22 protein-coding genes and 1 pseudogene are annotated in these 24,098 nt (G+C 59.4%); 12 read left to right on the top strand and 11 right to left on the bottom strand.

The features are described 5' to 3' along the window. A partial coding sequence (locus QRN10_RS21520) for a DUF6531 domain-containing protein (RefSeq protein WP_285429098.1) occupies positions 1-1,692 on the bottom strand: 1,692 nt, incomplete at its 3' end. A 484-nt stretch (positions 1,693-2,176) separates the two neighbouring features. Here QRN10_RS21520 and QRN10_RS21515 point away from each other — a divergent pair. Further along, positions 2,177-3,209, top strand: a pseudogene (locus QRN10_RS21515) (PDDEXK nuclease domain-containing protein). A 60-nt stretch (positions 3,210-3,269) separates the two neighbouring features. Here the strand turns inward: QRN10_RS21515 and ycaC are convergent. Continuing rightward, on the bottom strand, positions 3,270-3,902 hold the full coding sequence (gene ycaC, locus QRN10_RS21510; RefSeq protein WP_093514305.1) for an isochorismate family cysteine hydrolase YcaC: 633 nt from the start codon (positions 3,900-3,902) through the stop codon (positions 3,270-3,272). 369 nt (positions 3,903-4,271) lie between these two features. Between ycaC and QRN10_RS21505 the strand changes: the two genes are divergently transcribed. The 9 genes from QRN10_RS21505 (at position 4,272) to QRN10_RS21465 (ending at position 10,862) form a co-directional block, all read left to right on the top strand. Then, complete coding sequence (locus QRN10_RS21505; protein ID WP_253511936.1) at positions 4,272-4,853, top strand: YjfI family protein; 582 nt, start codon at positions 4,272-4,274, stop codon at positions 4,851-4,853. A gap of 17 nt (positions 4,854-4,870) precedes the next feature. Beyond that, positions 4,871-5,569 carry a PspA/IM30 family protein gene (locus tag QRN10_RS21500; protein WP_094065968.1) on the top strand — a complete coding sequence of 233 codons (699 nt, stop codon included), beginning with the start codon at positions 4,871-4,873 and terminating at the stop codon, positions 5,567-5,569. 55 nt (positions 5,570-5,624) lie between these two features. Beyond that, positions 5,625-6,185, top strand: a complete 561-nt coding sequence (locus tag QRN10_RS21495; RefSeq protein WP_285429097.1) for a rhomboid family intramembrane serine protease — start codon at positions 5,625-5,627, stop codon at positions 6,183-6,185. A 73-nt stretch (positions 6,186-6,258) separates the two neighbouring features. Beyond that, positions 6,259-7,293 carry an ion channel gene (locus QRN10_RS21490; RefSeq protein ID WP_181079871.1) on the top strand — a complete coding sequence of 345 codons (1,035 nt, stop codon included), beginning with the start codon at positions 6,259-6,261 and terminating at the stop codon, positions 7,291-7,293. Continuing rightward, a complete protein-coding gene (locus QRN10_RS21485; RefSeq protein ID WP_253509565.1) occupies positions 7,280-7,951 on the top strand; it encodes a DUF2491 family protein in 672 nt (223 codons plus the stop codon). The genes QRN10_RS21490 and QRN10_RS21485 overlap by 14 nt, the downstream gene beginning before the upstream one ends. Positions 7,952-7,966: 15 nt before the next feature. Continuing rightward, the gene (locus QRN10_RS21480; RefSeq protein WP_034115228.1) at positions 7,967-8,395 is read left to right on the top strand and encodes a DUF350 domain-containing protein; all 429 of its coding nucleotides are present in this window, start codon (positions 7,967-7,969) and stop codon (positions 8,393-8,395) included. An 18-nt stretch (positions 8,396-8,413) separates the two neighbouring features. Then, the gene (locus QRN10_RS21475; protein WP_236217724.1) at positions 8,414-9,121 is read left to right on the top strand and encodes a DUF1190 domain-containing protein; all 708 of its coding nucleotides are present in this window, start codon (positions 8,414-8,416) and stop codon (positions 9,119-9,121) included. Positions 9,122-9,134: 13 nt separating this feature from the next. After that, positions 9,135-10,292, top strand: a complete 1,158-nt coding sequence (locus QRN10_RS21470; RefSeq protein ID WP_285429096.1) for a glutathionylspermidine synthase family protein — start codon at positions 9,135-9,137, stop codon at positions 10,290-10,292. A gap of 333 nt (positions 10,293-10,625) precedes the next feature. Further along, complete coding sequence (locus tag QRN10_RS21465; RefSeq protein WP_253509564.1) at positions 10,626-10,862, top strand: hypothetical protein; 237 nt, start codon at positions 10,626-10,628, stop codon at positions 10,860-10,862. A gap of 294 nt (positions 10,863-11,156) precedes the next feature. On the opposite strand, the gene QRN10_RS21460 is transcribed toward QRN10_RS21465, so the two are convergent. The 9 genes from QRN10_RS21460 to exaC all read right to left on the bottom strand — a co-directional run bounded on the left by QRN10_RS21460 (position 11,157) and on the right by exaC (position 20,645). Then, positions 11,157-11,930: a LexA family transcriptional regulator gene (locus tag QRN10_RS21460; RefSeq protein WP_181079865.1), complete on the bottom strand. Its 774-nt coding sequence runs from the start codon at positions 11,928-11,930 to the stop codon at positions 11,157-11,159. Positions 11,931-12,143: 213 nt separating this feature from the next. Continuing rightward, positions 12,144-12,671, bottom strand: a complete 528-nt coding sequence (ppa, locus tag QRN10_RS21455) for an inorganic diphosphatase (protein WP_003176323.1) — start codon at positions 12,669-12,671, stop codon at positions 12,144-12,146. A 109-nt stretch (positions 12,672-12,780) separates the two neighbouring features. Next, positions 12,781-13,596 (bottom strand): M90 family metallopeptidase, encoded by an 816-nt coding sequence (locus QRN10_RS21450; RefSeq protein WP_253509563.1) that lies wholly within the window; start codon positions 13,594-13,596, stop codon positions 12,781-12,783. Positions 13,597-13,602: 6 nt separating this feature from the next. Next, positions 13,603-14,259: a DedA family protein gene (locus QRN10_RS21445; protein WP_181079863.1), complete on the bottom strand. Its 657-nt coding sequence runs from the start codon at positions 14,257-14,259 to the stop codon at positions 13,603-13,605. A 409-nt stretch (positions 14,260-14,668) separates the two neighbouring features. After that, a complete protein-coding gene (locus QRN10_RS21440; protein WP_181079862.1) occupies positions 14,669-15,127 on the bottom strand; it encodes a GNAT family N-acetyltransferase in 459 nt (152 codons plus the stop codon). An 89-nt stretch (positions 15,128-15,216) separates the two neighbouring features. After that, positions 15,217-16,053 (bottom strand): ethanolamine ammonia-lyase subunit EutC, encoded by an 837-nt coding sequence (eutC, locus tag QRN10_RS21435; RefSeq protein ID WP_285429095.1) that lies wholly within the window; start codon positions 16,051-16,053, stop codon positions 15,217-15,219. Next, positions 16,050-17,444 carry an ethanolamine ammonia-lyase subunit EutB gene (locus QRN10_RS21430; protein WP_253509561.1) on the bottom strand — a complete coding sequence of 465 codons (1,395 nt, stop codon included), beginning with the start codon at positions 17,442-17,444 and terminating at the stop codon, positions 16,050-16,052. The genes eutC and QRN10_RS21430 overlap by 4 nt, the downstream gene beginning before the upstream one ends. A gap of 62 nt (positions 17,445-17,506) precedes the next feature. Next, positions 17,507-18,940 (bottom strand): ethanolamine permease, encoded by a 1,434-nt coding sequence (eat, locus tag QRN10_RS21425; RefSeq protein WP_285429093.1) that lies wholly within the window; start codon positions 18,938-18,940, stop codon positions 17,507-17,509. Between the two features lie 184 nt (positions 18,941-19,124). Further along, positions 19,125-20,645, bottom strand: coding sequence for an acetaldehyde dehydrogenase ExaC (gene exaC / locus QRN10_RS21420; protein ID WP_266246936.1), 1,521 nt, complete (start codon positions 20,643-20,645; stop codon positions 19,125-19,127). Between the two features lie 272 nt (positions 20,646-20,917). Between exaC and QRN10_RS21415 the strand changes: the two genes are divergently transcribed. Both QRN10_RS21415 and QRN10_RS21410 read left to right on the top strand, forming a co-directional pair. Then, positions 20,918-22,822 carry a sigma-54-dependent Fis family transcriptional regulator gene (locus tag QRN10_RS21415; RefSeq protein WP_285429092.1) on the top strand — a complete coding sequence of 635 codons (1,905 nt, stop codon included), beginning with the start codon at positions 20,918-20,920 and terminating at the stop codon, positions 22,820-22,822. Positions 22,823-23,227: 405 nt separating this feature from the next. Next, positions 23,228-24,098, top strand: an 871-nt coding sequence (locus QRN10_RS21410; protein ID WP_285429091.1) for a hypothetical protein, incomplete at its 3' end; no start/stop codon positions are given.

Here is a 24,098-nt window from a genome sequence, read left to right as displayed (position 1 = left end):
AATCTGGTAGTCCACCGCGACAATGCGACCGGACGAGTAGCGCAGAAACAACGAGTGACCAACCCCGTTATCCACTCGCTCGATACGCCCGGAAAAATCCCGAGCAATACGCAGGCGGTTGTCGTACGCATCGCTGATCGCTGTCAGCACACCATCGCGAAAGTGGTAGAACCGCGAGGCCTGCGCCAGCACCAATTCATCCGGCGAAGCCCCCAGATAGATCGCCGCTTCGGCCAAGCTATTGGTAATCGCCGGTCGCACAGAGGTGGGCAAGGGCAGAGTGATCGACCGGTTCTCATGATCCGTCCAAACCACCGAATCGCCCGACACACAAAGCCGCTGCGCCAACGCATGGCTCCAGCCAAACCCCAACCAGACATCCACTTCCACCGCACTGGTGCGATACAGTCGCGTCCATTCAAACGGCAAAATCCCGTCCAACGTGCCATCGGTCAGCGTCAACAGTTCCTCCCCGGTAACCATCGACACCGGGCAGCCGTTGGTGACGGTCTTATCCGAAGAGGCCGCCGCATCGCCCTTCGGATTCGTCGATACAGCAGGCACATCATCCACAGGCTCTTTTTGCTTAAGCACCGCGTTCTGCCGCGCCCGCCAGCGCATCTGCAGCGTGCCTTGCTTCACCCCGCCGACCACGCCGCGAACCGCTACCGCTTTGTAGCGATCCACCGCCTGCATGAACTTCGTCAGAATCGCCAGCACGCTCTGAACAAAACCTACAGCCGCCTTAACAATCTGTGCGCCATACCTGGCCAGCCGCAGGCTCAAATACGCCACAGCCGCCGCCGGCAATGCGATGGTCAGCACCGCGCCAATCACCAGGTCAATCAGCAGCGACACCACAAACCCAGCGGCCACTTGCGCAATCTCACTGGGCGGCAATGCGTCCAACCAGATCATCGCCGTGCGCAACAGCAGGAACAGCGCCGCCTCATCACTGGCGAGCAACATCGCCTGTGCCATGACCTTGGGCGCATCGGTGGCGATTTGTGCCAGCTTGGCCGCTTCAGCCCCCAGCTGTTCGACGTACTTCAACGGGTCTTCAAGCATCGCCTGCACCAGCTTGATGCTGTCCCACACGTCCCGGATCGCGGCCCAACTGCCCGCCAGTACGCCGCTGCCAATCGCACTGGCCGTGGACTGCTGCCAATGCGGCTTGAAGCCTTGCCACTGTTCGCGGAGCCACCGCTCCAGGTCCGCCATCAGCCCGGCGTAGGAGGCGAACAACGCATCCACCTGCTCCTGGGAAACACCGCCCTGTACCCGCACCTGATAGCGCCCGCCAGCGGCGCAGTGGTGTGAGCCCTTGCCGTGCTCATCCAGCATGACCCGCGTGGAACTGCCGTCATCCAACCCGATCACTTCGACTGGAATGTCGCCAATCGGCACGTCATACACCGAGTCGAATGTGCTCTCTATCTTCAGCTCGCCGCCCAACTGGCACACGGCAACACTGCCGATAAAGTTCGGGTCGCTTATGCTCACGGTTGTCTGCGAGTCACCGACGCGCAACACCCGATCCATCCCCAGCAACGACGGCATATCTGCCGCATGGCTCACCGAATCCAGCGCCCGCGAATACCAGGCGCCCATCTGCTGGCGATAAGTCACCAGGCTCTGATGAAAGCCATCCAGCTCATGTTCGATAGAGGCAATGTGGGAAGCGTGGGTCATCCGTGACGTCTCGGCAGAGGGCAAGGCGTCGGAGTCTGCCGCAGTGAAAAGCGGCTGGATGAACGGCGGGGAAAATCAGAAAGGGCTTACGAAGGTCGCGTAATAGTCAGCCCCAATCACCGTTGGGGGCTACTTCAAATGGCGATCATGCTCATTGACGAGCAGTGCTTTGTGCTTCTTTAAGTTGGAGTTCAAATTCAATCAGTCCAGCCTGCATCCTCTGCAATACGGCGATTTGCCTAGCCAGGTCTCGCTTCTTAAATTGGCAATAGCGTGTTCTGCTCGATCCCAGGGCAAAGCATTGGCCTCTCCCTTTTCCAAATCGTCCGCCGACCTGCTTCAGAGAGTGTTGCAATAAGCTGATTTGCAGTTGCCAGTAGGACCGTTCTGTAAGATGTGTCGGGCAGCTCCTGAAGCGCTTACGACCCCTTGTTACTGCAAAGACCTCTGACTAGCCTGCCGAAAACTCAAGAGTGAAACAGGCATGAGCGAAAGGTCTATCCGTTTGACGGCGCCTCCGACGGGCTACAGCGATTGGCTGACCGGCCTTAAAAAGCGCATCCACGTGGCACAACAGCGTGCGTCACTGGCAGTCAATCGAGAAATGGTGCTCCTTTACTGGAATATCGGTCACGAGATTTTGACCCGCCAGAACCAGCAGGGGTGGGGGAGCAAGGTTATTGATCGTCTTGCTCAAGATTTGCGTACGAGTTTTCCCTGCATGAAAGGTTTTTCGCCCCGCAACCTGAAGTACATGCTTGCATTTGCTGAATGCTTGGCCGGATTCGGAATTTGTGCAACAGGCTGCTGCACAATTGCCGTGGGGTCACAATGTGGTCCTGCTCGACAAACTTCCGGGCCCAGAACCCCGTCGTTGGTACATCGCGCAGGCGATTGAACACAGTTGGTCCCGCAACACGCTGGTGATGCAAATCGAAACTCGCCTACTGGAGCGCACGGGTAAAGCAGTCAGCAATTTCGAAAGCCATCTGCCCAAGCCACAATCCGACCTGGCGCGTGAGTCGCTGAAAGATCCTTATCGTTTTGATTTTCTCAGTCTGGCCCTGGATGCGCAGGAGCGCGACATAGAAAATGCCCTGATCAAACACGTCACCGACTTTCTGTTGGAGTTGGGCGCTGGTTTTGCGTTCGTCGGCCAACAAGTTCTCTTGGATGTGGGTGGCGATGAGTTCTTCGTTGATCTGTTGTTCTACCACGTGAAGCTGCGTTGCTACGTGGTGATCGAGCTCAAGGCGGGAAAATTTAAGCCTGAACACCTAGGCAAGCTGAGCTTTTACCTTGCTGCTGTAGATGCTCAGCTTAGGCATCCGCAAGATGGGCCAACGATTGGCCTATTATTGTGCAAGAGCAAGAACGCGGTGGTAGCTGAGTATGCACTGCGCGATAACAACCGACCTATCGGAGTGGCGGAATATCAACTGGTAGGGGCATTACCCGCAGAGCTGCAAACCAGTTTGCCAAGCATCGAGCAAATTGAGCGGGAACTGGCGGGTTAAGCTCGGTTGAATAACGAAAGCCTGCTTTTAAGGGCAGGCTTATCGCGAATCTCGGCTGACTTACTTCTGATGAGCCGTCAGCGCCGCATACCCATTCATCAAGTTGCGATAGTTGGGAATGCGCTGGGACAACAAATTCCCCAGGCCTTCGATATCGTTGCGCCAGTCGCGGTGCAGCTCACAGGCCACCGAGAACCAGTTCATCAACTGCGCACCGGCCTGTGTCATGCGGCTCCACGCCGCCTGCTGCACCGTGGTGTTGAACGTGCCGGAAGCATCGGTTACTACAAACACCTCAAACCCTTCCGCCAGCGCCGACAAGGTCGGGAACGCTACGCAGACATCCGTGACCACACCGGCAATGATGATCTGCTTGCGCCCGGTGGCCTTGATTGCCTTGACGAAATCTTCGTTGTCCCACGCATTGATCTGGCCAGGGCGGGCGATGTACGGCGCGTCCGGGAACATCTCTTTCAGCTCCGGCACCAGCGGGCCGTTGGGGCCCTGTTCGAAACTGGTGGTGAGGATGGTCGGCAGGTTGAAGAACTTGGCCAGGTCGGCCAGGGCCAGTACGTTGTTCTTGAACTCGTTGGGCGAGAAGTCCTGAACCAGGGAGATCAGGCCGGTCTGGTGGTCGACCAGCAGGACTACGGCGTCGTCTTTGTTGAGGCGGTTGTAGGTTGCAGTGCTCATGGTTGAATCCTTTTTGTTTAAGTGGGTTAGGGCGTTGCGTTCAACATGGGCACAGATTAATGGGTAGCGACGGCATGATAAATCGTCTGATATGGGTAATACCGTCAACTCAAAGGTGACAATTTCGGTCATTTAGCAGCAGCGACCTTTAGCGTCACTGAAAGAAGTACGACAAAAAATCTCACGCGTGAGCTATTGAGCCTGCTGAAAATTGCCTGTAGATTTTCTCACGCGTGAGTTTTTCACAGCGAGGTCAGCACCATGAAAAGCAGCTCTCCATCGAACCCGTCCCCAGGGGCCGATACCGATTCAACCCGTCTTCAGGGAGAGCGCTTGAAACCGTCGGTCAAAAAGCCATCGAGCTTTTACATGAAGCAGATGCGCGCAGGCCTGGCGGCCGCCGGCTATGTGAAACACGAGACTTGGGTGCTTCCCGAAAATCGAAGCCTGCTCAAGCAAATGGAGAAACAGCTTCGCCAGCCGATTCTGGCTGGTTCATTCATGTCGGAGAATTTCATGAGCGCAGGTACCAACTGGAATATCGATCGCCTCTTCACCGCTCTTCAGGCCCTGGACGAGGTGGTGTCCAAGGACATTACGCTGTCTCTGGTCCAAGGCTCCGAATCCAGCATCAAGCTGGAAATGAACGACTTCGGTGGCTTGCCGATTTACATCGCGGTGGTGGGCGAGCAGATCATCGTCGATACCGTGCTGGTCGATGCCGAGTCCATCAACGATGTCGCAACCTTCAATGACGCGGTGTTGCGCAGCCGGGAGATGTTCCCGCTGTCCTCGATCGGTATCGAGTCCATGCCGAACGGGCAGGTGGTCTACAACATGTTCGGCGCATTGAGCTCCGACTCCAGCCTGACCAATATCGTGACCGAGGTGAAAACCCTGGTCGACAACGTGCAGCGCGCCAGCGAAGCCTTCGAACGTTTCTTCAATTAAGTATTCGGGAGTATCCAATGACTCAGTCCATCTGGAGCAAATTGTTCACCGCGCTGCGTGGCGGTGCCAACGAAGTCGGCGAATCGATAGTTGACCAACAGGCCCTGCGCATCCTCGATCAGGAAATTCGCGATGCCGACACCGCGCTGGCCAACGCCAAGCGTGAGCTGGTCAGCATCATGGCCAAGCACAAATTGGCGACTGATCGCGTCAACGAGTACGACGCCAAGATCAAGGACCTGGAGTCCAAGGCAGTGGCGGCCCTGCAGGCCAATCGTGAAGACCTCGCCTTGGAAGTGGCCGAAGCGATTTCGACCCTGACCAACGAGCGGGATGTCGAGCATAAGCAAGCCATTGAGTTCGGTGGCTATGCGGAAGGCATGCGCAAGGACATCACCAAGGCCGAAAGCCGGATCAAAAGCCTGCGTCAGCAAGTGGATATGGCCAAGGCTCGCGACAGCGTACAGAAGGCCCAGGTCAGCGCCTCCATCGCCAGCGGCGGTGCCAACGGCAAGCTGGAAACCGCCGTCGGTACGCTGAATCGTTTGCAGGCCAAGCAGCAGCAACGCGCCGCTGAACTGCAAGCCCAGGATGAGCTGGCTGACGCTTCGACGGGGACCGATCTGGAGCGCAAGCTGCGCGACGCCGGCATCACGCCGGATGAAGGCAGCGCCAATGCGATTCTGGAGCGCCTGAAGCAAAAGTCGGCGGAGTAAGCAACGTCGTCGCTGGGAGGGCAGTGTCTGCCCTCCCTTTTTTGTCGAGGTCAGGATGGATGCCCTGAAGGGTTTCAAGACAATCGCAGGCTTGGCCTTCTTGATGGTCGCGCTGCAACTGCTCAATGTGGCGACCGGTTACAGCCTTATGGCGTTCGGCCTGATCCCGAGAACGCTGCAGGGGCTGCCCGGCATACTCACGTCACCGTTTCTGCACGGCTCGTTCGCCCACCTGAGCGCCAACCTGATTGCCTTTGTGATCCTGGGCAGCCTGGTGATGATCGAAGGGCTCAATCGGTTTGTGGCCGTCAGCGCGATCATCATTGTGCTGGGTGGCTCGCTGGTCTGGCTGTTCGGTTTTGCCGGCATACACGTGGGCGCCAGCGGCTGGGTCTTCGGGCTATGGGCCTACCTGTTGTCTCGCGCCTGGTTCCACAGGAGTTGGGGCAACCTGATAACGGCCGCTGTCGTCGCGGCACTGTATGGCGGCTTGATCCTTGGCTTCCTGCCTCGCCAGGGTGTTTCCTTCGAAGGGCATCTGTTTGGCGCGTTCGCCGGATTTATTGCAGCCAAGGTACTTCTCTCCAAACCACGCAGCAGGTTTAATGCCGGCTGAGCGCGCTTGAGCATCCCGATGTCGAGGCGACAACGTCATCAGGTAATCAAGTACCCAAGGAGCCAGGGACAACGTGTCGATTTTTCTTCTGTTGCGCAGGTACGCTTCCTCGCTCTTTCACCGCTTCGGTTGGGCGGGGCTGGTGATCGCCCTGGGGATACACCTGATCACCGCCTACCTGGGCCTGGTGTACCTGGGCGAACAGCACCTCACCGCTCCCGCCACATTTATTTACTTCTACCTCACCACCACGCTGACGGTCGGCTATGGCGATCTTGCGCCGCAGACCTCGGCGGGGCGCGTGTTCGTGGCTGCCTGGGTGATGCTCGGGGGCATTGCGCTGCTGACGGCAGCCATCGGCAAAACCACCAGCACTGTCATCGATGCATGGAGAAAAGGCATGAAGGGCAAAGGCGATTTCACCGGTAAGGTCGGTCATACCGTGCTCATTGGCTGGGAGGGCGCGTCCAGTGAGCGAGTCATTGAGTTGTTGCTCCAGGACGAAACCTCGAACGACAACCTTATCGTCATTTGCGATTGCACCCTCGAAGAAAACCCAATGCCGGGCAAGGCGGCGTTCATCCGTGGCGAAAGCCTGTCTTCCACCGCGTTATTGCTGCGTGCCGGCGTGCCCGGTGCCGAGCGTGTGCTGGTGCGCACTCCGTCTGATGATCTGACGCTGGCCACCGTGCTGGCGGTGAATCAACTGAGCCCGGTCGGTCATGTGGTGGCCCACTTCAATGAAAGCGAAATTGCCGCCCTGGCCAGCTCCTACGCCCCCAGCCTGGAATGCACATCAAGCATGGCTATCGAAATGCTGGTGCGCGCGTCTCAGGATCCGGGCTCGTCGGTGGTCATCAATGAGCTGTTGTGCGTGGGCCAAGGTGCCACCCAATACTTGATGAAATTGCCCGAGGCCTTTGAAGCCACGTTCGGCGACCTGTACACCCAAATGAAAGAACGCCACAACGCCACACTCATCGGCTATCGCGCCCAAGGCGCCCCGCAACCCTCGATCAACCCGCCCAGCAACACGCGCGTTGCAGGTGGCGAACTCTTCTACATCGCCTCCACCCGCCTCAAGGAAATCTCCAATGGGATGGTTTAAACAGTTGATGGGGCTTGAGGCCCCGCACGCCAATACACAATCGAAAGAGCCTGGCCAAGCCGTGCCGACCACCGGGCCGCTGGGCCTGGCGCCGGGCAAAGGCGTGATATTCGACACGAGCCTGAAATTGCTGCTCGACGGCAAAACCACGGTGATCATCCCCGGCACCCAGGAAATCTGGAGCAACGGCACCGTTGACCTCGGGCAGTCGACCTGGCTGTCGCGCTACTACATGAACGACGAAGATTACTGGCTGCAGGTGCACACCACGGGCGATATCACCGGGCAGGTCGAGTCGGTGATCCTGTTCAACTACCTGAGTTACGTCACCCTCAGCAGCGAGGCCGAACTGCGCCGCCTGGCGGGGCCGCAGAGTCTGATCGGTTTGCCGACCTACACCCACAACGGCGTCGAATACGCGCGTGTATGGGGCAGCGAGGAAGGTCAGACAGAATTGGTGGCCATGAGTGAGCAGGTGATCAACCCCGAAGACGCCTACAGCGTCGAGCACCGTTCGATGCTATACGCACGGGATACAGGCCTGACCGATCGACGTGAGTTCCTGCTGTTTTCCGTCGAGGAAGACGCTGAAGGCACCGTTAGCCTGAGCACATCGCTGGGCATTTCGCTGTACACAACCGACTTGAAAGCGCTCTAAAAAAGGAAGAAACACATGCTAGAAGCTCTCTCCATTTCACTGAACAAAACCGCTGTGCTCGGGTTTGTGACCTACATCCTGGGCGCTGCCGTACTGTTCGCATTGTTCCAGTTCATCTACACCCGCATCACCCCGCACAAAGAATTCGAACTGATCCGTGCAGGCAATGTTTCCGCAGCCGTTGCCCTGGGCGGTGCCATCGTCGGGTTCGCCATTCCGGCCAGCAATGTGATTGCCTACTCGATCAGCATTCTCGACTTCGTCGTCTGGGCAGTGATCGCGGCCGTCGTCCAACTGCTGGCGTTTCTGCTGACCAGCCTGGTGCTCAAAGGCACGTCCGAGCGCATCAGGAAGGGCGAGCTTGCGGCAGGCATCTACGTGGCCGCCGTGGCTATCAGCGTCGGCATGTTGAATGCCGCCTGCATGACGCCCACCCAGAACTGATTGCGCACGGAGCTCCCGATGAAACGAAGCAAGTACGTCCAGCTATCGCTGGCAGCGTCGGTCGCGATGGCGATTTCCGGCTGCGGGCCGACGGAAAAAACCTACGATCTGCAGAAGAAGTACAACTTCCAGTCCGTTCAGCAATGCGCCGATGAAAAGCTTCCGGTGGACGTCTGCTCGGACGCCTACATGACCGCCATGGCCGAGCATCGCCGCATCGCTCCGGTGTACGCCAGCCAGGCCGACTGCGATGCCGACTTTGTCGCCGGCTGGTGCCAGCTGGACTCCAATGGCCAGTTCATTCCCAAGCTGGGCGGTTTCGAGCTGACCGCCGAAGGCCAGGTGACACAATCCCAGGTCGACGCTGCCAACGCTCAGGCGGGCAACGCTCAGGCAAGCGGCGGCTCCGGCTTCTCCACCAGCAGCCTGCTGACCGGTCTGCTGATCGGCAACATGCTGAGCAGCAATCGCAACAGCTACCGTTCTGAGCCCGTGTATCGCTATCGCGATGATCGCGGCGACTACGCCAACTCGACGCTCAATCAGCGCGTCTCCAATGGCGCCACGTTCGGCCGCTCGAACCAGGCCCGGTATGGCAGCAGCAATTACACCAACACGCTGCGCTCCTCCGGCACGTCGGGCTCCGTGGCGTCGGCAACCTCCCGTGGCGGTTTCGGCAGCAAGGCCAGCGCACGCAGCGGCTGGGGCGGCGGGTCGAGCAGTTAAGGAAAACCCGGGCATGAAGAAGATCCATTGCGCAGAGCGTCATGACTGGAAACAGACGGCCGACAGCCTCGGCTTTCTGTTCCACACCATCGACAACGAACCCTATTGGGACGAGAGCGCGTACTACCAGTTCACGCTCAAGCAAATCGAGCAAGACCTGGAAGACCCGACCACCGAGATCCATGACATGTGCATGGACCTCGTGGCACGCGTCGTCCAGAGCGAAGAACTGCTCGAACGCCTGAGCATCCCCGCGCCTTTCTTCGACATGATCAGAACGTCGTGGCTGGAAGGTCATCCGCACCTGTATGGGCGCATGGATTTCTCCTACGACGGCACCGGCCCCGCCAAGCTGCTGGAGCTCAACTACGACACACCGACCAGCCTTTACGAGGCTGCGGCGTTTCAGTGGGGCTGGCTGGAGCAATGCATCGAGCGCGGCCTGCTGCCCAAGCATGCCGACCAGTTCAACAGCATCGACACCAAACTGCACCAGGCTTTCGCGCAGTTGCAGGTCAACCAGCCGTTCTACTTCGCCTCGATGAAAGACTCGGTCGAAGACAAAGGCACCACCGACTACCTGCGCCTGGTCGCGGAAAAAGTCGGCATCGAATCACGCCACATCGACATCGAAGATATCGGCTTGACCCCCGAAGGCCGCTTCGTCGACCTCCAGGACCGTTGGATTCCCCATCTGTTCAAACTGCACGCCTGGGAATTCATCTTCCACGAACCCTTCGGCGCCGCGATTGCCGAGAGTGATACCCAGTTTTTCGAGCCTGCGTGGAAATCCATCATTTCCAATAAAGGCATCCTGCCGCTGTTGTGGGAATTCAACAAAGGCCACCCGAATCTGCTCGCCGCCCACCTGGATACCGAACCGGGTAAAGCGGTGCCGAAGGGGTGGGTGCGCAAGCCGTTTTTCTCGCGGGAAGGCGCCAACATTGAGCTGCAAACGGCTGATGGGCTGGTTGTGAAGGAGGACGGGCCCTACACGGATGCGCCGTTTATCCTGCAGGAATTTGCGCCGTTGCCGCGGTTTGGGGACAGCTATACGTTGATTGGGTCCTGGGTGATCGGGGACCAGGCGGCGGGGATTGGGGTGCGGGAGGATAATAGTTTGATTACCAAGGATTCGAGCCGGTTTTTGCCGCATTTGATATTGGATTGAGGCTGGCGCTTAAAGGGCCAGCAGGGCTGATCCCTTTCATTTGCAGGACGTTTCCGAGAGAATCCCAACCGCATTGCGCCAGCGGGAATGCGTGGCTAGGCTGCGGATCGTCACTGCCTATTCAGTGATCGGGTTTAGTCGCCCGGATTCGATTGGCGCATAAGCAACTCATGAGTCAGGCCCCCCTTCGCCTGCATCTTATGGTGGCTGTGCGCAGGGCACCTCTGGGTGCGCCGGGTTTCCAATCGACCGGTCGACTAACCTGCGTACAGCTGCCGCCTTTTGTTTAGTCGCGAGAAGTGGCAGCTCCAAATTATCGATTGGAGGTTTGCTATGGATAACGTTGTTTCGGATTCGCTCTCATCGCCTGCGACCAACCCTTTTACTGTCAATGAAGAGCTGAGCTTTGAGGATGCCTGGGGGCGTGTGGCTGAGTTACTGCAGTGTGCGGTGGCTACGTCGCAAGTGCTCGGTGAACCAGTGGCTGCGCCGCAAAGAGCGGTGATGCATTTGGTGGAAATGGCGAAGATGGTGGCGGATCGAGCTGTGGAGTGTTTGCAGCCCACGTAAAGCGATGGAGAGAAGGTAGAGCGACCCGCTTTTGATTAATCAATTGTCCAATAGCTGTTGGACAATTGAGCCGCGATACTTATCAGGCATTAAAAAGCCGGCTTGTGGCCGGCTTCTCGCTGACTGCCTCGGCTTGTTTTTGACAAGCCTCACCAGCCTTCAAATCGCTCAGCCCACATTGCGTCGGGCTGAATAGTAGGGGCATCCGCGGGAACTCCTCCGCATCGCCGAGCAGGGTGGATAGCGCAAAGCCACCCCCTGCCAAATGTGCGGCGCATGATACCCACATTCATCTCAGTTGCCCACCTCGGGTTCCGATTTAGAGCCTTCCCAGCCCAAAAGATGCTCATCCAGCGGCACGGGCGGGCGGCGGTTGTTGAGGGTGGACCACCAGAATACCCAACCCACGATCTGGAAGTTCTGTTCGAAGCGTTCCTCGTAGGTGAGGTATTCGTCCGGGTGTTCGCCGGCGTTGTGGCTGCGCATGCGCAATCCGCCCCCAGGTCGGTTGTAGAGGTATTTGATGCGTAGCATCCCGTCGTGTTCGACGGCGTAGATTTCGCCGTCGATGATTTGGCTGCGGCCTCGGTCGATGGCGAGGGTGGCGCCTTGTTGGATGATGTCGATCATGCTGTTGTCGACCATGTAGGCGCCCAGTGCGCGGTCGGGGTTGACGTTGAGGGTTTCGAGGGCGTGCAGGGAGATGCGGATGCGCTCGGTTGAGGTGAAGGAGGTGTGGAGGGGAATCTCCACGTCGATTTTTTCCGGGCTGCAGGCGGGGCCTGTGAGGTATTTGCCGCTGTCTTCGCGGGTGGGCAGTCCTTTGCGTGCACTGGGTGCTTCCAGCAGGAAGTTGGCCGGTGGGTGTTTGGGGCCTTCGCCGGTGCGCAGCCAACGGCTGGAGACGCAGAGCAGTTCTGCGAACTCGTTGAGTCGGCCCATGGGCACGCCGCGTTTGAACCAGTTGTTCACGTGTTGAGGCGTGACGCCGCGGTTCTTGGCGAAGTCGGAAGCGGAAAGATGAACTTCCCGCAGTAGTGCTTTTAAACGATCACCTGATGTATTCATAAACGCAGAGTTTACTGGCGGATAAAAACCATCAAATAAACCATGCGTTGATTTGCGCGTGTAGGTTTTGGCTTAGTTGTAGCCGGTTTTTTCAATTTTCTTGTCTGTTTAAACGTTAGTTGATGTTAGTTGAACTCGCTGTTTAATTTTTTCCAAAAAAAAGCCCCGAATGAAGGGGGCTTTTTCAATTGCCGGAGCAATGAGTAGCGGGTATCAGCCTTTGTAGGCCGCGACCGACTTCATGATCTCGGCGCGGGCGGCGTCTGCGTTGCCCCAACCGTCGATCTTCACCCATTTGCCTTTTTCGAGGTCTTTGTAGTTCTCGAAGAAGTGCTTGATCTGCTCCAGCAGCAATGGCGGCAGGTCGGTGTATTCCTTCACGTCCACGTACAGCTGGGACAGCTTGTCGTGTGGCACTGCGATCACTTTGGCATCGCCGCCGCCGTCGTCGGTCATGTTCAGGATGCCGACTGGGCGCGCGCGGATGACCGAGCCTGGGGTAACCGGGTAAGGGGTCACGACCAGCACGTCGAGGGGGTCGCCATCGTCGGCCAGGGTGTTCGGGATAAAACCGTAGTTGGCCGGGTAGAACATCGGGGTGGCCATAAAACGGTCAACGAACAGGCAGTCGCTGTCTTTGTCGATTTCGTATTTGATCGGCGCGTGGTTGGCCGGAATCTCGATGGCGACGTAGATGTCGTTCGGCAGGTCTTTGCCAGCCGGAATCTTGCTGTAGCTCATTGGGCGTTGCCCCCGTTAGTTGGCCAAGAAACTTGGCCGGATTGGCCTAAAAGTGGCCGCGATTATAGGCACATTCTGACGCCGATGCCATGCGCCAGACGTCGTACGGTTATTCGCCCGATGGCTGATAACGTGGGTCGTGGGCCTGCAGTTGGCTCAGGCGGGCCAATGGATCCTGGCGATAGAAGCAGCTGAGTTGGGCGTACACCTGTGGATAACTGCTGGCGAGCAAATCCGGGGCACTGAAGAAATATTCGCTGGTGACCGCGAAGAATTCCGCCGGGTTTTCGGCGGCGTAGGGGTCGATGGCGGTCTCGGCGTCGGGGTCGGCATCGAGTTGGCGGTTGAGGTCATCAAACGCGCTTTGCATCACGCTGGCCCACTCCTGCACGCGCATATCGCTATGCAGCGGTGGAAGACCGTTGGCGTCGCCGTTGAGCATGTCGAGCTTATGCGCCAGTTCGTGGATCACCAGGTTGTAGCCTTCCCATTGGCCGCTCGCCAGCACACCGGGCCAGGCGAGGATCACCGGGCCTTGCTGCCAGGCCTCGCCGCTGTGTTCGCCGTCCCACTCGTGCTCGACGCCGCTGGCATCGCGATGGCGTTGCGGGCTGAGGAAGTCGTCGGGGTACAGCACGATTTCGTGAAAGCCCTGATACCAGTCCAGGTCGCCCAGGTTCATCAGCGGCAGTTGCGCCTGGGCGGCGAGCAGCAGGCGTTGTTCCTGATGCAGCTCGACGCCAGGCAGGGCGGTGAGGTGTTTTTCAGCGAGGAACACCACGCAGGCTTCGCGCAGCCACTGGTCCTGCTCGGCGCTGATGCCATCGAGGAAGGTCAGGTGGTGGCGCACCCGCTGCCAGGTGTCATCGGCAATCGGGTGCTTGGCCAGCAGGCGCCGGCGACGCCAGCCGCTGAGAGACCACATCGCCGATTACTGCTGGTTGGCTTCGGAGGAACTGCGGCCGAAGCGGCTGCGGAACACGCTGATGATCATCGGTACCAGGGACAGCAGGATGATAAACACCACCAGCAGCGACAGGTTCTTCTTGATAAACGGCACGTTGCCGAAGAAATAACCGAGGGTCACCAGGCCACCGACCCACAGCACGGTGCCCAGCACACTGAAGCCGAAAAAGCGTGCGTACGGCATTTTGGCGATGCCGGCGACGAACGGCGCAAATGTGCGCAGGATCGGCAGGAAGCGCGCCAGGGTCACGGTTTTACCGCCGTGTTTGTCGTAGAAGTCGTGGGTTTTCTGCAGGTAATCGCGGCGGAAGATTTTCGAGTTCGGGTTACTGAACAAGCGCTCGCCGACGGTTCGCCCAATCACGTAGTTGGTGCTGTCACCCAGGATCGCCGCCAGCATTAATAAACCGGCCAGCAACACCGGGTCCATGCCGCCGCCTGCCGCGACGGCACCGGCGATAAACAGCAGGGAATCCCCCGGCAGGAAGGGCATGACCACCAGGCCGGTCTCGCAAAAAATCACCAGGAACAGAATGGCGTAGATCCATGGACCGTAATTGGTGACCAGCATGTCGAGGTAAACATCGAGATGCAGGATAAGGTCAAGCGGGTTGAAATCCATGGATGGCACCTGTGTGAACGGCCCGACTCGGCAGGCCTGTGCGGAAGCTCGGGTAAGTAAGGCTACAAGCGTATGCCGTGATTCTTACAACCCTGAAAGGTGCGCATTATACGGATTGATCGGTGAAAAGCGTGTTGCTTTTGTAGCGGGGGATGTCGTGGAGCCCGATGCGCTGATCGCCACAAATCTAGCGTGATTGCCAAAGTGGTGGGTCAGTTATAGGCGGGCTGGCTGAGCAACCATTATCGGGGGCAAGCCCCTCCCATATTGGAGTAGTGTTGAGGCAACTGACTCAGAGCGATCCCGTGCATTCACACGGCACCACCCGGCCCCCACTGCCTAGCCACTATGCCAATAAGGCCAATGTGGGAGAGGGCTTGCCCTCGATAGCGGTGTGCCTGTCCGGGCGTCAGTCTTCGCTGATCGGCAGTGTGTAGTTCTTGAATTCGGTGTCCTCGCGAAAGCCGATCGACTCGTAGGTTTTCTGCGCCACCTGGTTATCACTGCTGGTGGAAACCCGCAGCCGCACCGCATGGGTTTCCTTGGCCATCTTTTTCGCCGTGCGCATCAGGTTATCCGCCACCAATTGGCGCCGCGCATCTTCGGCTACATAGATGTCATTGAGGATCCACACGCGCTTGAGCGACAGCGAAGAAAAACTGGGGTACAGCTGGCAGAAGCCAAGTAACTTTTTGTCGTCGTCATCGGCCAAAGCCAGATAGACCACCGATTCCTTGCGGCGCAGGCGCTTTTCCAGAAAAGCCCGGGTTGAATCCGGAAAGGGCAGCGCCCCATAGAACTCGCGGTATTTGACGAACAATGGGGTCAACAGGTCCAGGTGTTCCAGGGTCGCTTGAATAATCCGCATGCCAGGCCTCGACTTCCTAGGGGGGTATGACCACACAAGCGGCCGTGACCCGATGCTGCCTAATGCCGCAAAAAAGCGCAATCGCGCGGCTATCGGTCATCTGGTGAGCTGAGCAGGAAATTTCCTTTCATCAGGTCCGGGTCGTCCGACTCGATGGTCTGAACCTGCGCCTCGTCCTTCAAGTTGACCCCCGATAACTGCCGACGGCACGCCTCCCGCATCAAGTAAAGCAGGCGATGCGCCGCCATGCCGTAACTCAACCCTTCCAGGCGTACATTGGAGATGCAGTTGCGGTAGGCATCGGTGAGGCCGACCTTGGGGTTGTAGGTGAAATACAGCCCCAGGCTGTCCGGCGAGCTGAGCCCCGGTCGCTCACCGATCAGGATCACCACCATTTTGGCGCCGAGCAATTGCCCGATTTCGTCAGCCACGGCCACACGGCCCTGTTCCACCAGAATCACCGGCGATAACGACCAGCCCTCGGCGTGGGTCTGTTCCTCCAGGCGGGTCAGAAACGGCACCGTATGTTTATGCACCGCCAGCGCCGATAAACCATCGGCCACCACCACGGCCAGGTCCACGCCGCCAGGGTTGGCCTGGGCATGCTCGCGCAGGGTCTGGGCCGAGTCGTCACTCAAGCGTCGGCCCAGGTCCGGGCGTTGCAGGTAACTGTGGCGATCGGTGGCGGCGCTGTGCAGCAACAGGCTGTCCCGCCCGCGCTCGGCGAGTTGCCGGCTCAGGCCGGCATGGTCGAACGGCAGGTGCACCGCGTCGCGCGCCTGGGCGTGGGCAAACTGGAAATCCAGTTGCGCGCTGGTGGGAAGGCTGGTGCCGGTGCGGCCCAGGGCAATGCGCGCCGGGGTGAGGCTGCGCAGTTGCAGCCAGGGGTTGTCGGGCAGGTCTGGTTGCACGGTAGGCTCCTTCATCCCAATTGCGCCAAGGCGTGGCGAAACGCTGGTGGCAGGCTGTTGCCGAAGCGCACCTTGCCGTCGGCCTGCGTGAAGATGCCCATTTTCGCCAGCCACTGTTCAAATTCCGGTGCCGGTTTTAAACCCAGTGTCTGCCGGGCGTATAGCGCGTCGTGGAAGGAGGTGGTCTGGTAGTTGAGCATGATGTCGTCGGAACCGGGGATGCCCATGATGAAGTTGATCCCGGCCACGCCCAGCAGGGTCAACAGGGTATCCATATCATCCTGATCGGCCTCGGCGTGGTTGGTGTAACAGATGTCGCAGCCCATCGGTACGCCCAGCAGCTTGCCGCAGAAGTGGTCCTCCAGGCCGGCGCGGATGATCTGTTTACCGTTGTACAGGTACTCGGGGCCGATAAAGCCCACCACCGTGTTGACCAGAAACGGCTTGAAATGCCGCGCTACTGCGTAGGCGCGGGTCTCGCACGTCTGTTGGTCGACACCAAAGTGCGCGTTGGCCGACAAGGCGCTGCCCTGGCCGGTTTCGAAATACATCAGGTTTTGCCCCAGGGTGCCGCGCTTGAGGCTCAAGCCCGCCTCGTACCCTTCCTGCAGCACACTCAAGCTGATGCCGAAACTGGCATTGGCTGCTTCGGTGCCGGCAATCGATTGAAACACCAGGTCCAGCGGTACACCGCGGTTGATCGCTTCAATGGAGGTGGTGACGTGGGTCAGCACGCAGGCCTGGGTCGGGATCTCATAGCGCTGGATGATCGCGTCGAGCATTTCCAGCATCGCGCAGATCGAGGCGATGCTGTCGGTGGCCGGGTTAATACCGATCATGGCGTCGCCGTTGCCATACAGCAGGCCGTCGAGGATGCTCGCGGCGATGCCGGCCGGTTCGTCCGTGGGATGGTTGGGTTGCAGGCGCGTCGACAGGCGCCCGCGCAGGCCCATGGTGCCGCGAAATTGGGTAACCACGCGGATCTTCTGCGCCACCAGCACCAGGTCCTGCACGCGCATGATCTTGGAGACGGCCGCTGCCATTTCCGGTGTCAGCCCCGGCGCCAGGGCGCGTAGGGATTGTTCATCGGCCGCATCGCTGAGCAGCCAGTCGCGCAGTCCGCCGACGGTCAGGTGGCTGACCGGGGTAAACGCCTGTTTATCGTGGGTATCGATGATCAGTCGGGTGACTTCATCGCTTTCGTATGGGATCAACGCCTCTTCGAGAAAGTGCTTCAACGGGATATTCGCCAGCGCCATTTGCGCCGCCACCCGCTCGCCATCGTTCTGCGCCGCCACGCCGGCGAGGAAATCTCCGGAGCGCGCGGGGCTGGCCTTGGCCATCACGTCTTTAAGGCTGTCGAAGCGGTAGGTTTGAGTACCCACCGCGTGGGAAAAGCTTGCCATACAGTGTCTCCTTGGCGACGCGGGCCAGATGAAGGAACAGCGCCCGCGTCGAGGTTTACGGCTCAGTGCAAGGTGGCCTCTGCGGCCTGGATCGCCGCGAATTCCTCTTCGGGCGTGCCTGCTACCAAGTGATGCCGGCTGTAGAAAGCAAAGTAAGCAATTAATACTCCATAGATGATCGCCGCGCCAATCACCACCCGTGGGTCCACCAGAAAGCCCGCCACCACGGCCACGCAGGCCAGTACCAGAGCGACCCCGGAGGTGAAGATGCCACCGGGCGTGCGGTAAGGGCGTTCCATTTTGGGGCGACGGATGCGCAGGGTGATATGCGCGGCCATCATCAGCACGTAGGAAATCGTCGCGCCGAACACTGCCACCAGGATCAGCAGGTCGCCCTGGCCGGTCAGCGACAGGCCGAAGCCGATAACGCCGGGGATCACCAGTGCCAATACCGGAGCCTTGCTTTTGTTGGTCTCCGACAACTTGCGCGGCAGGTAGCCGGCGCGGGACAAGGCAAAGATCTGCCGCGAATAGGCATAGATAATCGAGAAAAAGCTGGCGATTAAACCGGCCAGGCCCACCAGGTTGACGAAGCCGCCCATCCAGGTCGAGCCGCCGTAGGACAACGCCAGCGCTTCAACCAGTGGGTTGCCGGATTTGATCAGCGCATAGGTCCCCGCACCGCCCGGTGCGATCACCAGAATCAACAGGGCAAAACTGGTGAGCACCACAATGGCGCCAATCAGGCCGCGAGGCAGGTCACGCTTGGGGTTCTTGGTTTCTTCGGCGGCCAGTGGCACACCTTCAACCGCGAGGAAAAACCAGATCGCATAGGGGATCGCCGCCCACACGCCAACGTAGCCGAAGGGCAGGAAGGTGCTGGCGCCCTTGGCCTGGGTCACCGGTATGTCCAGCAAATTGGCGACATTGAAGTGCGGCACCATCGACACCAGGAACACGCCCAGTGCAATCGCGGCGATGGCGGTGATCACAAACATCAGCTTCAAGGCTTCACCGACGCCAAAGATGTGGATGCCGATAAAGATGATGTAGAACGCCAGATAAATCATCCAGCCGCCAATGCCAAACAGCGACTCACAGTAGGCGCCGATAAACACCGCAATGGCGGCGGGGGCGATGGCATATTCGATCAGGATGGCCGTGCCGGTGAGAAACCCGCCCCAAGGCCCGAAGGCGCTGCGGGCAAAGCCGTAGCCACCGCCGGCGGTGGGAATCATTGAGGACAGCTCGGCCAGGGAAAAGCACATGCACAAGTACATGGTGGCCATCAGCAATGTGGCGAGGAACATGCCGCCCCAGCCACCCTGGGCCAGGCCGAAATTCCAGCCGGCGTAGTCGCCGGAGATCACGTAGGCAACACCGAGGCCGACCAGCAGCACCCAGCCGGCGGCGCCTTTTTTCAGTTCGCGTTGTTGAAAATATTGGGAGTCGACTTTTTCGAAGTCGACGGAGGATCCAGTCGGTTCGCTAGGCATGGGAAAGTACCTTTCATTCTTATTGTTTTATGCAGCAAGGGCGATCGTCCCCACGCTCTGCGTGGGAATGCATCCCATGACGCTGCGCGTCACCTTGCGCAGGGCTTGAACCTTGCGCAGACATCGGGACGCGGAGCGTCCCAGGTGGCGTTCCCACGCAGAGCGTGGGAACGATCGAGGCGGGTTAGAAGAAGCCCAATGGATTAATGTCGTAGCTCACCAGCAGGTTCTTGGTCTGCTGGTAGTGATCCAACATCATCTTGTGGGTCTCACGGCCCACGCCGGACTTCTTGTAACCGCCGAACGCGGCATGCGCCGGGTACAGGTGGTAGCAGTTGGTCCACACACGACCCGCCTTGATCGCGCGGCCCATGCGGTAGGCGCGGTTGATGTCGCGGGTCCAGACGCCGGCGCCCAAACCGAACTCGGTGTCGTTGGCAATCGCCAGGGCTTCGGCTTCGTCCTTGAAGGTAGTGATGCTCACCACCGGGCCGAAGATTTCTTCCTGGAATACGCGCATGTCGTTGGTGCCCTTGAGCAGGGTCGGCTGGATGTAATAGCCGCCGGCCATGTCGCCACTGAGCTGCTCCACCTTGCCGCCGGTGAGCAGTTGCGCGCCTTCGCCCTTGGCGATTTCCAGGTAGGACAGGATCTTGTCGAACTGCTGCTCGGACGCCTGGGCGCCAACCATGGTGTCGGTGTCCAGCGGGTCGCCGCGCTTGATCTGCTCGATCTTCTTCATCACCACTTTCATGAAGTCGTCGTAGATCGACTCTTGCACCAGCGCGCGGGATGGGCAGGTGCACACTTCGCCCTGGTTGAAGAACGCCAGCACCAGGCCTTCCGCCGCTTTTTCGATGAATGACGGCTCGGCTTGCATGATGTCGGCGAAGAAGATATTCGGCGACTTGCCGCCCAGCTCAACGGTGGACGGAATGATGTTGGTGGCCGCCGCGTGCATGATGTGCGAACCCACCGGGGTAGAGCCGGTGAAAGCGATCTTGGCGATGCGCTTGCTGGTGGCCAGGGCTTCGCCGGCTTCTTTGCCGAACCCGTGCACCACGTTCAGTACGCCCGGTGGCAGCAGATCGCCGATCACTTCCATCAGCACGTTGATGCCCAGCGGCGTCTGCTCGGCCGGCTTGAGCACGATGCAGTTGCCGGCGGCCAGGGCCGGGGCGAGTTTCCACGCGGCCATCAGCAGCGGGAAGTTCCACGGGATGATCTGGCCGACCACGCCCAGCGGTTCGTGGAAATGGTAGGAAGCGGTGTGTTCGTTGATCTCGGCGCTGGTGCCTTCCTGGGCGCGCAGGCAGCCGGCGAAGTAGCGGAAGTGGTCGGCAGCGAGCGGAATGTCGGCGTTGAGGGTTTCACGCACGGCCTTGCCGTTGTCCCATGTTTCGGTGATGGCCAGCAGTTCGAGGTTCTGTTCGATGCGATCGGCGATTTTCAGCAGCACCAGGGAGCGGTCCTGGGCTGAGGTTTTGCCCCAGGCGTCGGCGGCGGCATGGGCGGCGTCCAGCGCTTTGTCGATGTCTTTGGCGGTGGAGCGGGGGAATTCGGCGATAGGCTTGCCGTTGACCGGCGAGGTGTTGGTGAAATAGTTGCCATCGACCGGGGCAACGAATTCGCCACCAATGTAGTTGCCGTACTTGGCCTTGAACGAAACGATCGCGCCTTCAGTACCGGGGTGTGCGTAACGCATGGTGGGTATCTCCTGGCTTTTATGTTTATTGGAGTGCAGCGCTCAAGCGCGTAATAAAGCGTAGAGCAAAGGTTGGGCCAGCGCTGTGCACACCAGGTAAATCAAGGCGGCGGGCTTTGTTGCAGGGCGTTGCTGTGACACGCCTGGTACAGCCTGTGTGACAGTTTGTGCCACTAACGGTACAGCCCATGACCGATCAGTCGGCTCGGCATTGCATTGGCTGGGTGGCTGGGGGATGCTGGTCCCTCTCACGCCGGGAGAATAATAAGAACATGCACAACGATCATTTCAGTCGCCATGCCCAGCAGGTATTGACCGTCGCGCGCGGGCAGGACCTTTCCCACGGACCTGCCAGCGACCCCTCCATCGCTCGCTCCTGGCTGCGTTGCCTGCATGACTATCACCTCGACCCCGCATTGACCATGGCGCCCACCGTGCTTGAGCACGGTCGCCTGCTGGAAAGCCGCGAGCGCCTGCAGCACGTGCTGCACATTGCCGGCAGCGAAATGAACAGCCTGCACCAGCAACTCTCGGGCGCTGGCCATGCGGTGCTGCTCACCGACGCGCGCGGGGTGATCCTCAACTGTGTCACGGCGCCATCGGAGCGCAAGATTTTCGAGCGTGCCGGGTTGTGGCTCGGCGCGGACTGGAGCGAGGCCTGTGAAGGCACCAACGGCATCGGCACCTGCCTGGTGGAGCGCCAGCCGCTGACCATACATCGTGACGAACACTTTCGCGGCCGGCACACCGGGCTGACCTGTTCGGCGAGCCCTGTGTTCGACCCCAATGGTGACCTGCTCGCCGTGCTGGATGTGTCATCGGCTCGTGAAGCGGTGTCGCGCCAGAGCCAGTTCCACACCATGGCGTTGGTCAACCTGTCGGCAAAAATGATCGAGAGCTGCTATTTCCTGCGGCATTTCGAGCAGCACTGGCTGCTGCGTTTTCACCTGCAGGCCGAGTCCGTTGGGCTGTTCAGCGAAGGCTTGCTCGCGTTCGATGGCGACGGGCGCGTCTGTGCGGTCAACCAAAGTGCGTTGAACCTGTTGGGGCAGGTACGCGATGGTTTGCTCGGGCGCCCGGTGGACGCCTTGTTCGACTGTTCCCTGGATCAATTGCTCGGTCGCGCCAGTGCCACCGCCTCCAACAGTTGGCCACTGCGCACGCGCGATGGTCGACAGTTGTTTGCGGCGTTACGGGGCCAGTCGCGTAGTGTGCCGACCGTACTCGCGCCTGCGCCCAGGCCCGCGCCCCGGTCGGCGCCCGGCATCTGCCTGGGCGACCCGACGCTGCAGGAGGCTTTTCGAAAAGCGCTGCGGGTGTTCGAACGCGACGTGCCACTGTTGATCAACGGCGAAACCGGTTCCGGCAAAGAAGCGTTCGCCAAGGCCGTGCACCACGCCAGCCAACGCGCCGATAAAGCCTTCATCGCCCTCAACTGCGCCGCGATCCCGGAAAGCCTGATCGAAAGCGAACTGTTCGGCTATCGCGGCGGCAGCTTTACCGGCGCGCGCAAGGAAGGCATGCCAGGCAAATTGCAACAGGCCGACGGCGGTACGCTGTTTCTGGACGAAATCGGCGACATGCCGTTGGCGCTGCAGACCCGGCTGTTGAGGGTGCTGGAAGACCGCCTGGTCGTGCCCATCGGCGGCGAGCCCCGCGCGGTGGATGTGCGCATCATCAGCGCCACCCACCGTCATTTGCTCGAACGCGTACAGGACGGCAGCTTTCGCGAAGATTTGTATTACCGCCTCAACGGTCTGGAGGTGGGCCTGCCGCCGCTGCGCGAGCGCGCTGACAAGGCCCAGTTGCTGGACGTGCTGCTGGCCGAGGAGGCCGGGCGCCAAACGATCAGCCTGGAGCCTGCTGCGCGCCAGGCCTTGCTGGCGTTCGCCTGGCCTGGCAACGTTCGGCAGTTACGCACGGTGCTGCGCACAGTGGTGGCGCTGTGCGACAACGGGCGCGTAGGGCTGGCGGACCTGCCTGCACCGGTGCGCCAAGCGCCTGTGCACAAGGTGGCCGAGTTGCCGCTGGCGGATGCCGAGCGCCAAACCCTGCTGGCGGCATTGGAACGCCAGCGTTGGCACATGACCCAAACCGCAGAACAGCTTGGCGTCAGCCGCAATACTCTGTACCGAAAGTTGCGCAAACATGGGATTGCCCGTTTAACGGCGTTATAAATTTAATGTTCAATGATATAAGCACTGAGGTTGTAGGTTTTATGTTTCAACGTAGTCGGAAGTAAAAGGCTTTTTATTGTCAGGTCTGAATTGTCGTAGTCGTTGAGTTGGATACCACTCGCGGAACTGTTCCCGTGGGGTTGTTCACTCAATAAGTGCAACTAAAGCGATCCTTACAATAAAACTACGTGGGTGAACATGATGAAGATTGCAGCGCCATTTATTCCTTTACTTCCAATGCTGTCCCCCTCGGAACCAGCGCCTCCGGACCCGGCCGCAGGAGCCGATCATGAGCCTGCCGATCCGTCGCACGAGCGCAGTAAACGAGGGGCCAGAAGCTTTTTCGGGTTTGGACGAAGGCACTCCGCGCCGCCATCGCTCCCGCCGGTCGTCCACGCGCCTTCCGTGCCTAAATCTCCCCTCAAACACTCCGTGTCGTTGAAGCCAGTAATGCCTGCGCCGGTGGAGAAGTTCAAAGGCGCCGGGCAGGCGTTCCTTAATGCCGAGAGAATCAAGGCGAACGATGAGCTACTCATGGCCAATTTGCGCAAGCAAGCGCCGATCAGTGTGGCGGAGGCTGCCAAGCGGCTGATCGATGCGGAAAGTCTGGTCAAGGCCGGGGTGATCTCTACCGGACCGAATGCCAGCCGGGTAGCGCGCGATGCATTTATCAGTGCGGGCATCACCGGGCTGGTCAGCGCTCCGATCAACGTTGGCGCCTATGCCGGTTCGGCGGCGGCGGGGGAGTCGATCAAGTCATCGTATACGCCCGGGGTGCTGCCGCCGCCCTTTTTGCCAGGCGCCGCCAACTCGCCCAAGCCGGCTACCGTGGCAGTTGCGCCGACCCAATCGTCCACCGTGTCGACATCGCCGGATCCTCTCAGCCAACGCTTGGATGAAGTTGAAATGAAGTTGCTGGGGATGGCCTCGACCGTCATGTTTGCCTTGGGCGATACCAGCAGTGTATTTACCAAAGATGAAAACTGGCCATCCGAGCGTGGTGCGCGTTTGAATAACATGGAGAAGTTGCTCGGTGTTGCCGAGCAGCACTTTAAAAAAGCTGCTCGGCAGAATGCCTTGGTGTTCAAACCTTACAAACCCGGAGAGGCCATTCCCACGGAACCCAAGGAGCGCTTGGAACTTATGGAAAGAAAACTGGAACGCATGGTCGACACCTTTGACAAGTTACGCTATTTGGCGGCCATGAAAGACAGTGAAAATAAAGGTTCTTCACGGAATCCCGGGAAACATAGAAACAAGAACGCCGATTTGATGG

The sequence above is a fragment of the Pseudomonas sp. lyk4-R2A-8 genome, from assembly GCF_030209095.1.
Classification (GTDB): domain Bacteria; phylum Pseudomonadota; class Gammaproteobacteria; order Pseudomonadales; family Pseudomonadaceae; genus Aquipseudomonas; species Aquipseudomonas quebecensis.
Note: the sequence above shows the minus strand (reverse complement) of the source record. Positions and strands in the feature narration are given on the sequence as shown.

Coding starts and splice junctions, on each gene's coding strand:
- ycaC (WP_093514305.1), bottom strand. CDS start 3,902: ATGAGCACTGCAACCTACAACCGCCTCAACAAAGACGACGCCGTAGTC.
- QRN10_RS21505 (WP_253511936.1), top strand. CDS start 4,272: ATGAAGCAGATGCGCGCAGGCCTGGCGGCCGCCGGCTATGTGAAACAC.
- QRN10_RS21500 (WP_094065968.1), top strand. CDS start 4,871: ATGACTCAGTCCATCTGGAGCAAATTGTTCACCGCGCTGCGTGGCGGT.
- QRN10_RS21495 (WP_285429097.1), top strand. CDS start 5,625: ATGGATGCCCTGAAGGGTTTCAAGACAATCGCAGGCTTGGCCTTCTTG.
- QRN10_RS21485 (WP_253509565.1), top strand. CDS start 7,280: ATGGGATGGTTTAAACAGTTGATGGGGCTTGAGGCCCCGCACGCCAAT.
- QRN10_RS21480 (WP_034115228.1), top strand. CDS start 7,967: ATGCTAGAAGCTCTCTCCATTTCACTGAACAAAACCGCTGTGCTCGGG.
- QRN10_RS21475 (WP_236217724.1), top strand. CDS start 8,414: ATGAAACGAAGCAAGTACGTCCAGCTATCGCTGGCAGCGTCGGTCGCG.
- QRN10_RS21470 (WP_285429096.1), top strand. CDS start 9,135: ATGAAGAAGATCCATTGCGCAGAGCGTCATGACTGGAAACAGACGGCC.
- QRN10_RS21465 (WP_253509564.1), top strand. CDS start 10,626: ATGGATAACGTTGTTTCGGATTCGCTCTCATCGCCTGCGACCAACCCT.
- QRN10_RS21460 (WP_181079865.1), bottom strand. CDS start 11,930: ATGAATACATCAGGTGATCGTTTAAAAGCACTACTGCGGGAAGTTCAT.
- ppa (WP_003176323.1), bottom strand. CDS start 12,671: ATGAGCTACAGCAAGATTCCGGCTGGCAAAGACCTGCCGAACGACATC.
- QRN10_RS21450 (WP_253509563.1), bottom strand. CDS start 13,596: ATGTGGTCTCTCAGCGGCTGGCGTCGCCGGCGCCTGCTGGCCAAGCAC.
- QRN10_RS21445 (WP_181079863.1), bottom strand. CDS start 14,259: ATGGATTTCAACCCGCTTGACCTTATCCTGCATCTCGATGTTTACCTC.
- QRN10_RS21440 (WP_181079862.1), bottom strand. CDS start 15,127: ATGCGGATTATTCAAGCGACCCTGGAACACCTGGACCTGTTGACCCCA.
- eutC (WP_285429095.1), bottom strand. CDS start 16,053: ATGAAGGAGCCTACCGTGCAACCAGACCTGCCCGACAACCCCTGGCTG.
- QRN10_RS21430 (WP_253509561.1), bottom strand. CDS start 17,444: ATGGCAAGCTTTTCCCACGCGGTGGGTACTCAAACCTACCGCTTCGAC.
- eat (WP_285429093.1), bottom strand. CDS start 18,940: ATGCCTAGCGAACCGACTGGATCCTCCGTCGACTTCGAAAAAGTCGAC.
- exaC (WP_266246936.1), bottom strand. CDS start 20,645: ATGCGTTACGCACACCCCGGTACTGAAGGCGCGATCGTTTCGTTCAAG.
- QRN10_RS21415 (WP_285429092.1), top strand. CDS start 20,918: ATGCACAACGATCATTTCAGTCGCCATGCCCAGCAGGTATTGACCGTC.